At 61.7% G+C, this 13705-nt stretch carries 12 protein-coding genes; 2 read left to right on the forward strand and 10 right to left on the reverse strand.

The features are described from left to right. Positions 1-56: 56 nt before the first annotated feature. From C8K58_RS30505 to rluC, 3 genes are read right to left on the reverse strand one after another with little or no spacing between them, the layout of a single operon-like run. On the reverse strand, positions 57-1040 hold the full coding sequence (locus C8K58_RS30505) for a S49 family peptidase (RefSeq protein ID WP_027607802.1): 984 nt from the start codon (positions 1038-1040) through the stop codon (positions 57-59). A 21-nt stretch (positions 1041-1061) separates the two neighbouring features. Then, the gene (locus C8K58_RS30510; RefSeq protein WP_098478888.1) at positions 1062-1724 is read right to left on the reverse strand and encodes an HAD-IA family hydrolase; all 663 of its coding nucleotides are present in this window, start codon (positions 1722-1724) and stop codon (positions 1062-1064) included. After that, positions 1711-2670, reverse strand: coding sequence for a 23S rRNA pseudouridine(955/2504/2580) synthase RluC (rluC, locus tag C8K58_RS30515; RefSeq protein ID WP_065939065.1), 960 nt, complete (start codon positions 2668-2670; stop codon positions 1711-1713). The genes C8K58_RS30510 and rluC overlap by 14 nt, the downstream gene beginning before the upstream one ends. Positions 2671-3437: 767 nt before the next feature. On the opposite strand from rluC, the gene rne reads away from it, so the two are divergent. Then, positions 3438-6629, forward strand: a complete 3192-nt coding sequence (gene rne / locus C8K58_RS30525) for a ribonuclease E (RefSeq protein ID WP_108574841.1) — start codon at positions 3438-3440, stop codon at positions 6627-6629. Between the two features lie 63 nt (positions 6630-6692). On the opposite strand, the gene C8K58_RS30530 is transcribed toward rne, so the two are convergent. The 4 genes from C8K58_RS30530 to C8K58_RS32460 all read right to left on the reverse strand — a co-directional run bounded on the left by C8K58_RS30530 (position 6693) and on the right by C8K58_RS32460 (position 10081). After that, positions 6693-7283 (reverse strand): NTP transferase domain-containing protein, encoded by a 591-nt coding sequence (locus C8K58_RS30530; RefSeq protein WP_027607798.1) that lies wholly within the window; start codon positions 7281-7283, stop codon positions 6693-6695. Then, positions 7280-8266 (reverse strand): XdhC family protein, encoded by a 987-nt coding sequence (locus C8K58_RS30535; protein ID WP_027607797.1) that lies wholly within the window; start codon positions 8264-8266, stop codon positions 7280-7282. The genes C8K58_RS30530 and C8K58_RS30535 overlap by 4 nt, the downstream gene beginning before the upstream one ends. Positions 8267-8437: 171 nt before the next feature. Then, on the reverse strand, positions 8438-9769 hold the full coding sequence (locus tag C8K58_RS30540; protein ID WP_027607796.1) for a dicarboxylate/amino acid:cation symporter: 1332 nt from the start codon (positions 9767-9769) through the stop codon (positions 8438-8440). A gap of 174 nt (positions 9770-9943) precedes the next feature. Next, on the reverse strand, positions 9944-10081 hold the full coding sequence (locus C8K58_RS32460) for a hypothetical protein (protein WP_155954385.1): 138 nt from the start codon (positions 10079-10081) through the stop codon (positions 9944-9946). Positions 10082-10108: 27 nt separating this feature from the next. Here C8K58_RS32460 and C8K58_RS30545 point away from each other — a divergent pair, with 27 nt between their 5' ends. Then, on the forward strand, positions 10109-11107 hold the full coding sequence (locus C8K58_RS30545; RefSeq protein WP_027607795.1) for an AraC family transcriptional regulator: 999 nt from the start codon (positions 10109-10111) through the stop codon (positions 11105-11107). A gap of 138 nt (positions 11108-11245) precedes the next feature. Here the strand turns inward: C8K58_RS30545 and C8K58_RS30550 are convergent, their stop codons facing one another. From C8K58_RS30550 to C8K58_RS30560, 3 genes are read right to left on the reverse strand one after another with little or no spacing between them, the layout of a single operon-like run. After that, entirely contained in the window at positions 11246-12592 is a 1347-nt protein-coding gene (locus tag C8K58_RS30550) for an ATP-binding protein (protein ID WP_092359496.1), read from the reverse strand. Further along, on the reverse strand, positions 12589-13266 hold the full coding sequence (locus C8K58_RS30555) for a response regulator (RefSeq protein WP_017138377.1): 678 nt from the start codon (positions 13264-13266) through the stop codon (positions 12589-12591). The genes C8K58_RS30550 and C8K58_RS30555 overlap by 4 nt, the downstream gene beginning before the upstream one ends. Positions 13267-13284: 18 nt before the next feature. Beyond that, positions 13285-13593, reverse strand: a complete 309-nt coding sequence (locus C8K58_RS30560) for a hypothetical protein (protein ID WP_108574842.1) — start codon at positions 13591-13593, stop codon at positions 13285-13287. Positions 13594-13705 lie beyond the last annotated feature (112 nt).

Consider the following 13705-nt stretch of genomic DNA (forward strand, 5'->3'; position numbering starts at 1 on the left):
CCGCTATCGGGGGGCAAGCCCCCTCCCACATTTTGATCTACGACAGACTTGAGATATTAACGCAGTGCCGGACCCTGGAAGCCCATGTACAGCGCCAGCTTCTCAGCCACGCTGGCGCCGAGCTTCTTGGAGAAACGATCAAACGGCGATTCTTCAACGGTGAAGTCCACCAGCTCTTTCTCGCCGACCACATCCCGCGCTACCGAACTGGCACTGCCCAAACCATCGATCAGCCCCAGCGGCAATGCTTGCTCCCCCGACCACACCAACCCGGAGAACAGCTCCGGATGGTCTTTGTCCTTCAGGCGATCCCCACGCCCCTGTTTCACGCTGGCGATGAACTGGCGATGGGTGGTATCGAGCACTCCCTGCCAGAACTGGGTTTCATCGGCCTTTTGCGGCTGGAACGGATCAAGGAACGACTTGTGCTCGCCCGAGTTGTAGGTACGACGCTCAACCCCCAGCTTTTCCATGGCACCGACAAAGCCGTAGCCGGCTGCCGTCACACCAATGGAGCCGACAAGACTGGCCTTGTCGGCGTAGATCTGGTCGGCGGCACTGGCAATGTAATACGCGCCCGAGGCCCCCAGGTCGGAAATCACCGCGTACAGCTTGATATCCGGGTGCAGGCCGCGCAGGCGGCGAATCTCGTCATACACATAACCCGATTGCACCGGGCTGCCGCCTGGGCTGTTGATGCGCAGGATCACGCCCTTGACCTTGGGGTCTTCAAACGCGGCACGCAGGCTGCTGACGATATTGTCAGCGCTGGCAGGCTCCTTGTCGGCGATCACTCCCCGCACTTCGATCAACGCGGTGTAGTTGGCGCCACGGGTCGCGCTTTTTTCCATGTCCATCAGCGGGCTGAACAGCGCCAGCATCAGCAACAGGTAAGTGAAGGTCAGCAGCTTGAAGAAAATCCCCCAGCGCCGTGCACGGCGTTGCTCCTGGACGCTGGCCAGGAGCGTCTTCTCCAGCAGCTTCCAGCTCTTGTCGTCACCGCTTTCAGCCTTTTCAGGCGCTTTCCACTCGTCACTCATGCCATCAACCCCAGCAAAGACTTATTGGGCCCGACCGAGCCAGGCCTGCAATTCAGAAAAATGATCAATCGTGACCCTCGGCTCGTATTGCTGTAACGCCTCGGCGGACTGGGCGCCATAGCTGACTGCCACGCTGTCCATGCCGGCGTTGCGCGCCATCATCAGATCGAAGGAAGCATCACCCACCATCAACGCCTCACGCGGCGACACACCGCAATGGGCAAGGATCTGCTCCAGCATCAGAGGGTGAGGTTTGCTGGCGGTTTCATCTGCGGCACGGGTGATGTCGAAATAATCCTCCCAGCCATGGGCGCTGAGCACCCGGTCCAGCCCGCGGCGGGCCTTGCCGGTGGCGACGGCCAGGTGATAGCCCCCGGCGCGAAAAGCCTCCAGCGACTGCGCCACACCCTCGAACAACGGCGAAGGTGTGGCCTCCAGCGCAATGTAGTGATCCGCGTAATGCTCGCGGAACGTCACCAGTTCAGCGTCGCTGATCTCGGGGTACAAGGTGCGGATCGCCTCAGGCAAGCCCAGGCCGATAATGCCTTTGACCGCCAGGTCAGTGCACACGTCGAAGCCCGAGCGGGTCGAAGCTGCGTGCATCGACTCGACAATCCGACCGATGGAGTTACACAGGGTGCCGTCCCAATCGAAAATCAGCAGCTTGTAGTCAAGGTGCGACACTCAAACGCTCCACGGTCTTGGCCCACATCTCATCCACCGGCGCCTGCAGCTTCAGCTCGCCGCCGTCAGGCAGCGGCACGGTGAGCATGTAGGCGTGCAGGAACAGGCGCTTGCCGCCCAGGTCACGGATTTCCTTGGAAAAATCCTCGTCGCCATACTTGGTATCGCCGGCGATGCAATGGCCTGCATGCAGGGTGTGCACACGAATCTGGTGGGTGCGCCCCGTCACCGGCTTGGCCTCGACCATGGTGGCGAAGTCACCGAAACGACGCAGCACCTTGAACAGGGTCAGGGCTTCTTTGCCCTCCTCGTCCACTTCGACCATGCGCTCGCCGGAACGCAGGTTGCTCTTCTGCAACGGCGCGCGGACGCTCTTGATCGAGCTGGCCCAGTTACCGCGCACCAGCGCCATGTAGCGCTTGTCCACACCATCGCCGCGCAGGGCGGTGTGCAGGTGGCGCAACATGCTGCGTTTCTTGGCGATCATCAACAGGCCGGAGGTGTCGCGGTCCAGGCGGTGAACCAGTTCCAGCTCCTTGCAATCCGGGCGCAACTGACGGAAGGCTTCGATCACACCGAAATTCAGGCCGCTGCCACCGTGAACCGCAATGCCGCAGGGCTTGTTGATCACGATCAGCTTGTTGTCTTCGAAGACAATCGATGCCTCAAGGCGCTGCAACAGGCCCTGGGCCAATGGCACGGGCTCATCGCGTTCAGGCACGCGCACGGGCGGCACACGGACAATATCGCCCGCCTGCAACTTGTACTCAGGCTTGATGCGGCCCTTGTTCACGCGCACTTCGCCTTTGCGCAAGATGCGGTAGATCAAGGTCTTGGGCACACCCTTGAGCCTGGCCAGGAGAAAATTATCGATGCGTTGGCCGGCATATTCCGGCGAGACCTCGAGCAGCTGGACGCTGGGGGTCTGGGGGGCGGTAGTCGTCATGGCGGCGATGATAACAATTTTTTATGGAATTGAAGCACTTAATCATTGCTGCTATAGTCGCGAACGCCGCCAAAAGCGGCCTGGGCAGAGGACTAGCGGCAAACTGTCGGCCCTGACCATCGCAATTCATCAGGACGCGAGGCCGTCCTACGGGGCTTTCGCCACCCTGGAAGGCTCGAGATTGTAACAAGCGCAGGTGACATGAGGCCTGAAGCGAGTGCAGAAAGCAGAGTGAATACTCGCGTTCTGCGCCGATATTTACGGCCAGTTCACAAAGTGCAGTCAGTCTTGAGCCGGACCACGGCGAATGCTTCGGAAACAACGCCTGTTAAGAGCTGAGTGTGAGCGCAGTCGCCCACATTCAGTCTTGTTTAGCCATGAGCGTGGACTCCCCATTGGAGAACACGGTAAATGCCAACCCGCTGCGGATTCTGCGCGCGGCAGCACCCGAATTATCAGGGATACGTGTAGGGTGGAGATGCACAACCGTCGGACCGTGTAGCACTAGGCTTATATTTAGACGCTTCATCTCGTCCACAGTCGCCGGTTGATTCCTCCTCCTGACCTTAGCTTTTGTTGAAGTGGTGCCTTTGTCACCACCGCTAACAAGCAGGACGCGTCCGTCGCGATACCGGCCCAATTGGCCGATTTTGCTGGACACTGGAGTGGCCAACCACTCTTGACGCACCTGACACCGACCGTGAGAAGTCGTGTGTGCCGAACGCCGTTTCCGGCAGCCCGGAAACCGACGGTACAACATGAAAAGAATGCTGATTAACGCAACTCAACCCGAAGAGTTGCGTGTTGCACTGGTAGATGGCCAACGCCTCTACGACCTGGACATCGAATCCGGTGCACGCGAGCAAAAGAAGGCCAACATCTATAAAGGCCGTATTACTCGCATCGAACCAAGCCTTGAGGCTGCCTTTGTCGATTTCGGCTCCGAGCGCCACGGCTTCCTGCCCCTCAAAGAAATCTCCCGCGAATACTTCAAGAAATCCCCCGAAGGCCGCGTAAACATCAAGGACGTCCTGAGCGAAGGCCAGGAAGTCATCGTTCAGGTCGAAAAAGAAGAACGTGGCAACAAGGGCGCTGCCCTGACCACCTTCATCAGCCTGGCCGGCCGTTACCTCGTGCTGATGCCGAACAACCCGCGTGCCGGCGGCATCTCCCGTCGCATCGAAGGCGAAGAGCGCAACGAACTGCGTGAAGCGCTGAACGGCCTGATCGCACCGGCCGACATGGGCCTGATCGTGCGCACTGCCGGCCTGGGCCGCAGCAGCGAAGAAATGCAGTGGGACCTCGACTACCTGCTGCAACTGTGGACCGCCATCAAAGAGGCCTCCCTGGATCGTTCCGCGCCGTTCCTGATCTACCAGGAAAGCAACGTGATCATCCGCGCCATCCGCGATTACCTGCGCCAGGACATCGGCGAAGTGCTGATCGACAGCGTCGAAGCCCAGGACGAAGCCCTGACCTTCATCCGCCAGGTGATGCCGCAGTACGCCAGCAAGATCAAGCTGTACGAAGACAGCGTGCCGCTGTTCAACCGTTTCCAGATCGAAAGCCAGATCGAGACCGCTTTCCAGCGTGTGGTCGAGCTGCCTTCCGGCGGCTCAATCGTGATCGACCCGACCGAAGCCCTGGTGTCCATCGACATCAACTCGGCGCGCGCCACGAAGGGTAGCGACATCGAAGAAACCGCCCTGCAGACCAACCTGGAAGCGGCTGAAGAAATCGCCCGCCAGTTGCGCCTGCGCGACATCGGCGGCCTGATCGTGATCGACTTCATCGACATGACCCCCGCCAAGAACCAGCGCGCCGTGGAAGAGAAAGTCCGCGAATGCCTGGAAGCCGACCGAGCCCGCGTACAGGTCGGCCGTATCTCGCGCTTCGGCCTGCTGGAAATGTCCCGTCAGCGCCTGCGTCCATCCCTGGGCGAGAGCAGCGGCATCGTCTGCCCGCGTTGCAACGGCACCGGCATCATCCGTGACGTTGAATCGCTGTCCCTGGCGATCCTGCGCCTGATCGAAGAAGAAGCCCTCAAAGACCGCACCGCCGAAGTCCGCGCGCAAGTGCCGATCCCGGTCGCAGCCTTCCTGCTCAACGAAAAACGCAACTCGATCACCAAGATCGAACTGCGCACCCGTGCTCGTATCGTGATCCTGCCGAACGATCACCTCGAGACGCCGCACTTCGAAGTACAGCGCCTGCGTGACGACAGCCCGGAAGCCCACAGCGGCCAGTCCAGCTACGAAATCGCTGCCGCCGCCGCCGAAGTGGAAGAAGTCCAGCCAGCCGCCGCGACCCGCACCCTGGTGCGCCAGGAAGCCGCCGTGAAAACCGCCCCAGCCCGTGCCAACGCACCGGTGCCGGTTGAAGCCGCTGCCCCGGTTGCCGCACCGGCCGCCCTGCCTGAGCCGAGCCTGTTCAAGGGCCTGGTGAAGTCGCTGGTCAGCCTGTTCGCCACCAAGGAAGAGCCTGCGGCACCGGTCGTGGTTGAAAAACCTGCGACCGAACGCCCTGCACGCAACGAAGAGCGTCGCAACGGTCGCCAGCAGAGCCGTAACCGCAACGGTCGCCGTGACGAAGAGCGCAAGCCGCGTGAAGAACGTGCGCCTCGCGAAGAACGCGCACCACGTGAAGAGCGTGCACCTCGCGAAGCGCGTGAAGAAACCCCGGCCGTAGCCCGTGAAGAACGTGCACCGCGCGAAGAGCGCGCACCACGTACCCCACGTGCTCCGCGTGAAGATCGCAAGCCGCGTGGCGAGCGTGAAGAACGTGTGCGTGAACTGCGCGAGCCATTGGATGCCGCCCCTGCCGTTGCAGGTGTTGCAGCCGCTGCCGCTGAAGAGCGCCCAGCTCGCCAGCCGCGCGAAGAGCGTGCACCACGTGAAGAGCGCCAGCCGCGCCCACCGCGTGAAGAGCGTCAACCACGTGCCGAGCAAGCCGCTGCCGCCAGCGAAGAAGAAGTGCTGGCCGGCGAAGAGCAATTGCAGGAAGACGGTCAGGACAACGCCGAAGGCGATCGTCCACGCCGCCGCTCCCGTGGCCAGCGTCGTCGCAGCAACCGCCGTGAGCGTCAGCGTGATGCCAATGGCAATGTGATCGAGGGCTCGGAAGAGGCCGGCGAGAACGCAGAAGGCGCCGCCCACGAACCGACCGGTGCCGAACTGGCTGCCGGCCTGGCCGTTACCGCAGCGGTTGCCAGCTCGGTGATCAGCGCACCTGCTGAAGCCCAGGCTCACGAACAGGCTGAACGCGCGACTGCCGCTGTCGAAGAAACCGTTGCCGTTGAAGCGCCAGTTGCCGAGACCCCAGCGGTTGAAGCACCGGTCGTTGAAGCAACTACCCCTGTCGAAGCCCCAGTGGTTCCGGAAGTGGAAGTGGCACCGACCCGCGACGCCCAGCCAGAAACCGAAGTGGTCGCAGTTGAAGCCGCTCCGGTGGTTGAGCCTCAGCCAGTAGTTGAAGCCGCCGCTGAAGCCCCGGCTGTCGAAGAAGCTGCCCCGGCAGTGCGTGAAGTTCGCGAAGAACAGACCGCCTTCCAGTGGACTGCCGAACCTGCCGCCCCGGTTGAAGCACCAGCGCCTGCACCGGTGGTAGAAGAAGCGCCTGCGCCGGTTGCCGAAGTAGTGGTTGCCGAGCCTGCGCCAGCTGTCGAGGCTGCGCCAGTGGTTGTTGAGGCCCCGGTGGTTGCCGAAGCACCCGTGGTAGAAGCCGCACCAGCCAGCGCCCTGACCGAAAACGGCCGTGCGCCGAACGACCCACGTGAAGTGCGTCGTCGTCGCAAGGAAGCTGAGGCAGCTGCCGCCGCCGCTGCTGCCGCTCCAGCCGTAGTCGAAGCTGTCGAGGCGCCAGCCCCGGTTGCTGAAACCGTGGTTGAGCACACCGCTGCTGAAGCAGGGGTAGAGCACAAGGCCCTGGAAGAAGAACACGAGCCTAAACCCCTCGCCTGATTCCATCAGCCACTAAAAAGCCCCGCCTGAGTGATCAGGCGGGGCTTTTTTTATGTCCTTTACTTAGTCCGCACTAAAATTTAACCGTTTCGGCAGATCCACATCCCACAGAACACCCGCATCTTCCACCTGCACTTCCCGCACCCGGACACGTGCGAACAATGGCTTGCCTCCACGATCCCCGGTCAGCGCCATCAAGTCCGGACCAAAAGCGCGACCAAAGGCCACTGGATGCCCATAGTCACCCGCCTGCACCGGCACGCTGATGCCATCCTCCTCCAGCGCGTCAATCACCCGTTCAATGCTCGATGACTGGATAAACGGCATATCCCCCAACACCACCAGCCAGCCATCCGCCGAGGCACTGGCCGCGACGGCTGCGGCGATGCTCTCGCCCATGCCGGCTGACTGCAACAGCAAGACCTGGCAGCCATACGCCTGGGCCAACCGAATGATCTCCGTGCGATCCGGCGTGGTCACCAGCCAGCGCGCCATCAGGCGATCCGGCAAATTCACCAATACCTGCTCGATCACCGGACGCATCACCCCATCACGGCCCACGCAATCGGCCAGCAACTTATCCTGGTCAGCCCCCGCCTCGGCTCGGAACCGGCTGCCCCGCCCCGCCGCCAAGACAATCGCCGCCAGCATTATTCAGCAACCGCCGGCAGGGGCTTTTTCTGCATTGGCGCCACGCCGTTCTTGATCGCGACAATTTCCGCCATCAACGACAAGGCGATCTCCGCCGGCGTATGGCTACCGATATGCAGGCCAATCGGCCCATGTAAACGCGCAATCGCGTCCGTCGACAACCCCAGCGCCGCCAGGTTCTCGCGACGCGTCTGGCTATTGACCCGCGAACCCAGCGCGCCGATGTAGAAGGCACTGGAGTTCAACGCCGTCAGCAACGCCATATCATCAAGGCGCGGATCATGGGTCAGGCAGACAATGGCCGTGCGCTCGTCGGTCTGGATATTCAGCACCGCCTCATCAGGCATACCCGGCACGAAGCGGCCGTGCTGCTCTTCCCAGCCGTAGACAAACTCACTACGCGGATCGCATATCAATACTTCGAAATCCAGCAGGCGCGCCATTTCCGCCACGTAGCGCGACAGTTGCCCGGCACCGATCAACAGCAGGCGCCAGCGCGGGCCATAGATAGCCCGCAGGCGTTCGCCATCAAAGGTGACCACATCGGTCTTGTTCGCACTGCTCAACGTGACTTCACCGGAGACCAGGTCCAGTTCCCGCGCGACAATTTCATGCGCTTCGCAACGCTCCAGCAACTGCGCGACCCAGGCCCAGTCTTGCACCCGCTCTTCGGTCAAGCGCAAGGTGCCGCCGCATGGCAGGCCGAAACGCGCCGCCTCGTCGCGCGTCACGCCGTAGGTCACCAACTGCACCAGCGGCCCGTCGTGCGTCAGGCGACCATCCTGCAAGCGGGCGATCAAGTCGTCCTCGATGCAACCGCCGGACACCGAGCCGATCACCACGCCATCCCCCCGCAACGCCAGCATGGCGCCCGGTGGACGCGGCGCGCTGCCCCAGGTCTGGACAACGCTATACAACACCACCTGCTGCCCGGCGCGGCGCCATTCGAGCACGCTGCGCAGGACATTCAAATCAACACTGTCCATATATCCTCCTGCCAGTCTGCGTTTGGAACATGCCGCGTAGCGCGAATTTCATCAGTCACTGACTCTAAGTGAAAATATTGCAAAAAAATAATCCCGCACAAACGCAAACGCCCCGAACCAGTCGGGGCGTTTGCGGATAGCTGTCGGCGCGGATTTCACGCCATCAGCGGTTTACTTGATCACAGGGGCTGGGCCCTCGGCCACGCCCAGGTCATCGACTTCGCGGGTTTCAGAGATACCGGTACCGCCGGATGCCAGCTCGCTTTGCAGCTTGTCGGTGTCCAGTTCCTTGACCCACTTGGCCACAACGATGGTAGCAACGGCGTTACCCACCAGGTTGGTCAGTGCACGGGCTTCGGACATGAAGCGGTCGATACCCAGGATCAGCGCCAGGCCGGCAACCGGCAGGTGGCCGACAGCCGACAGGGTGGCAGCCAGTACGATGAAGCCGCTGCCGGTCACGCCAGCAGCACCTTTGGAGGACAGCAGCAGCACCAGCAGCAGGGTGATCTGGTGGGTGATGTCCATGTGGGTGTCAGTCGCCTGGGCGATGAACACGGCCGCCATGGTCAGGTAGATCGAGGTACCGTCGAGGTTGAAAGAGTAACCGGTCGGGATTACCAGGCCGACTACGGATTTCTTCGCGCCCAGACGCTCCATCTTGATCAGCATGCGTGGCAGTGCGGACTCGGAGGAAGAAGTACCCAGTACGATCAACAGTTCTTCACGGATATAGCGGATCAGTTTGATCACGCTGAAACCGTGGGCGCGGCAGATACCGCCCAGCACCACCAGCACGAACAGCAGGCAAGTGATGTAGAAGCAGATCATCAACTGGCCCAACTGCACCAGGGAACCTACACCGTAGGCACCGATGGTGAACGCCATGGCGCCCAGGGCACCGATTGGCGCGAGCTTCATGATCATGTTGATGATGTTGAACATCACGTGGGCGAAGCGATCGATGAAGTCCAGCACCGGCTTGCCGTAGGCACCCAGGCGATGCAGGGCGAAACCGAAGATCACCGAGAACATCAGCACTTGCAGGATGTCGCCGTTGGCGAAGGCGCCGACGATGGTGTTCGGGATCACATTGAGGATAAAGCCAACGATGCTCTGGTCTTTACCGGCAGTGACGTAGGCCGCCACTTTGGAGGCGTCCAGGGTTGCCACGTCGATGTGCATGCCGGCGCCCGGTTGCACGACGTTCACCACGATCAAGCCGATCAGCAGTGCGATGGTGGAAACGATTTCGAAGTACAGCAGCGCGTAGCCGCCGGTTTTGCCGACCGATTTCATGCTTTGCATGCCGGCGATGCCGCTGACAACGGTGCAGAAGATGATCGGGGCGATGACCATTTTGATCAGCTTGATGAAGCCGTCACCCAGTGGCTTGAGCGCCACGCCGGTCTGCGGGTAGAAATGACCGAGCAAAATACCGATAACGATTGCAACGATCACCTGGAAATACAGGGATTTGTAGATTGGCTGACGAGTCGTCATTGCAAAATTCCTCAATCGTCCCGTGTGGCAAATATCCGCCATTGCCCACGACACTTGAATTGCGAACCCTCCTGCACTGGAGGGATTTGTTGTTTGCGAAGCCTGTAGGACCAGGCTTGCGCTGTAATCCTTATCGCAAACGCCGTGCCACTTTGCTGAAAACCCCTGGGAGCCTTAATACATCAGGGTTGCGGATTTCAAAGCCGCCACCAATGTGCCGAATAGGCTGGCGGATTTCCGCCACGCCGCCCAATCCCGTCCTACAATTTGGCGGATATCCGCCTTGTCGCCCTGCCAGGTGATGACTACCATCCGCCATTCCATGGACGAGGGCCCCGCATGCGTGAACGTACCATCGCCAGCCATTACGCCCGGGCAGCCCTGGGCGGTGCGCGTCGAACCGGTTACGACTATTCGGGCCTGTTGCAACAGCTGGGCATCACCCCGGAACTGTTGGCCGAACCCCGTGCCCGCATTGCACCCGAGCAATTCACCCGGCTGTTGCAAATGCTCTGGCTCGCTTTAGACGATGAGTACCTGGGGTTCGCCGACGGCCCGAGCAAACGCGGCACCTTCGCCATGATGTGCCATGCGCTGATCCACTGCCGCACCCTGGAGAAGGCCCTGGAGCGCGGCTTATTATTTTATAGCCTATTCCTACAAGGCCCGCGCTGGCAGCTGACACGAGAAGGCGAAATGGCCCGCCTGAGCCTGGATGATTCTCACCTGTGGGACCCGGATCACTTCCTCAGCGAATGCCTGCTGGTGATCTGGCACCGCCTGGGCAGTTGGCTGATCGGCCGGCGCATTCGTTTGCACCAGGCCACCTTCAGCTACCCGATGCCGGCCCACGCCGCTGAATATGACCTGCTGTTTCCCTGCGCCCAGGTGTTCGGTGCCCCGCACAGCAGCCTGGTGTTTCCCGCCCGCTACCTGAGCCTGCCGCTGTTGCAGGACGAGCGCACCCTCAAGCATTTCCTCGAGCGCTCCCCCGCCGACCTGCTGTCACGCCCGGATGAAGGCGACAGTTTGAGCAGCCAGCTGCGACGCTTATTGAGCCGCGACCGCACGCCCTGGCCAGACCTGGAGGCCGTCGCCCGGCACTTGCACGTCAGCCCGCAAACCCTGCGCCGACATTTGCGCGAAGAAGGCACCAGCTTTCAGGCGCTCAAGGATGAATTGCGGCGGGACATCGCCATCTACCACCTGGGGCGGGCGGACTTGTCCTTGCAGGCGATCGCCGAGCAATTGGGGTTCTCAGAACCGTCGGCGTTTCATCGGGCGTTCAAGAAGTGGACGGGGCTGACACCGGGGGCCTACCGGGCGCAGGAGAGCTAGCGCTGCGTCGTGTGTGAGGGCCTCATCGGGGGCAAGCCCCCTCCCACCTTTGACTGTGTTTACAAAGTTTGATCTGTGAATACGTTCAAAATGTGGGAGGGGGCTTGCCCCCGATAGGGCCAGCCCAGCCGCTACGGTTCACAAGGCCGGAAAGTGAATCTTGAACGCCGCACCACCCAGCGGCGAATCCCCCAGGGTCAATCGCGCGCCGTAGCTTTCTATGATGTCCTTGACCACCGCCAACCCGATCCCCTGCCCCGGATGCTGACGGTCCAGGCGCTCGCCCCGTTGCAGGATCCGTGCACGCTGGTCCGGCGGCACTCCGGGGCCGTCGTCCTCGATGCACAACTCGAGCCCTTCGGAATTTTCCACCAGGCTGATGCGTACTTCACTCAGGCACAACCGGTAGGCGTTTTCCAGCAGGTTGCCGAGCAATTCAAGCAGGGCACCCTTCTCGATCGGTACATCGCATTCGTGTGGCAGGTCAAAGGACACCGTGACGCCCTTGTCGCGGTAGACCTTGCCCAGGGTATCGCAGAGGCTTTGCACTACCGGCTCCAGGCGCACCTGATGGCGCACCAGGCCGCTTTTGCGCAGGCTGGCACGCTGCAGCTGGTAGCCGATCTGCTGGCTCATGCGTTCGATCTGGGATTGCAGCACCCAGGCCTGGTCGCGATCTTCCGGACGTTGCGCCATGTCTTCGCTCACGCTTTGCAACACGGCGAGCGGCGTTTTCAGGCTGTGGGCCAGGTCATCGAGGGAGTCGCGGTAACGTGCCCGTTGTTCGCGCTCGCTGTGCAGCAGGCGGTTAAGGGAGCCGGTGAGACGCAGCAATTCGCGCGGGTGTTGCTCGGAGAGGCTTTCGCGGGTACCGCCTTCGATCTGGTCAAGCTCCTGGCTCAATCGCCGCAGGGCCTGCAGGCCCCAGGTCAGGCCCAGCCACAGCAAGGTCAGCAGCACCAGCAGTGCCGCGCCGAAGCCCAGGTAGAGGTTTTCGCGCAGGCCTTCGAGGGTCAATTGGTATTCGCGCACCGGTTGCAGGGCCACGATACTGAACGCCGCGCTCTTGCCACCGAGCAGCCTGACCTCGACGTCGTAGACGAAGAACTCCTGGCCGTCGGCCTCGCGAATCCGCGCGAACTCATTGCCGCGCCCGTCATAGCGCGGCTTGTAGTTGATGTTTTCGTCCCGGGTGGCCCGCGAACGCCACACCAAGTGGCCTTCGCGGTCATAGATATAGCCGAGCAAGCGGCTATCGGTGAGGTTGAAGCGTTCATCCGGCAACTGCGCCGGCATCAGCAGGCGATTGTTTTCCACCCGCGCGGCGGAGATCAGGGTGGTGACGTCCGACGCCAGGCGCTGCTCGATGGAATCCTGCAATGCCAGGCTGAACGCACCCTGCATGGCGGGCAACAGGCCCAGCATAAACAGCACGGCCAGGGTGGCGGCCGCCAGCATCAAGCGCACACGGAGCGAGCGAATCAACGGCAGCGCTCATTGAACAGGTAGCCCAGGCCGCGCACGGTGTCGATCGGCTTGAACCCCGCCGGGCCTTCCAGCTTGCGGCGCAGGCGGCCGACCAGCACTTCAATCACATTCGGATCGCGCTCATCGTCGTCAGGGTAGAGCTGCTCCATCAGGCGGTCCTTGGCGACGACCTGCTGGTGATGGCGCATCAGGTATTCGAGGATGCGATATTCATAGGCGGTCAATGCCAGGGGCTGTTCATCGAGGGACGCCTGCTTGCGGTTGAGGTCCAGCAGCAAGGGCCCGGCGACGATGGTCGACTGGGTAAACCCGCTGGAGCGGCGCAGCAAGGCGTTCATCCGCGCCTCCAGCTCTTCGAACTGGAACGGCTTGACCACATAGTCGTCGGCCCCGGCGGCCAGGCCTTCGACCTTGTCCTGCCAGTTGCCGCGCGCGGTGAGGATCAGGATCGGAAAGGTCTTGGCCTGGCTGCGCAGTTGGCGGATCAGGTCCAGGCCGCCCATGCCGGGCAGGCCCAGGTCGATGATCGCCAGGTCATGGTTGAATTGACCGGTCTGGTACAGGGCCTCTTCGGCATTGGCCACGGCCTCGACCACGTGGCCGCTGTCGGTCAGGCGGGTAAACAGGTGATGGCGCAGCAGCGCCTCATCTTCCACCACCAGCAATTTCATAAGGCTCTCCAAAGCAAATCAACTGTCCGACAGAGGGATATCATAGCGGCCCTGCAGGTCTTGCGGGCGCAGTTTAATGCCGTTGAACCGGCCGCTCAGGTGTTCATAGCCGGCGCGATAGCTCGGCTGCGGGGTGGCCTGGCCCAGGGACTGGCCCCAGGGCGCGGGCTGACTGCCAGCATCTTCGATGCTGACGCGCTGCATCAGGATGCTGGACTTCTTGGTTTTCTCACGACCGAATGCGGCAAAGGCACCATCGGAGGCCTGAACCCCGACGGTGGCACTGAGCATGGTTAAGGCCAACATCAGCTTCTTGATCGCAGTCATGGTGTTACCTCATTACGCGTTTGGCTGTGAGGCCAGACTACGCAAGCGCCCCTGAACTCCCCCTGAACAGGCTTTGAACCTCGCCTGAATCACGGCGGGCTATCCTCTTGCC

Source organism: Pseudomonas sp. GV047 (assembly GCF_003058245.1).
GTDB lineage: Bacteria > Pseudomonadota > Gammaproteobacteria > Pseudomonadales > Pseudomonadaceae > Aquipseudomonas > Aquipseudomonas marginalis.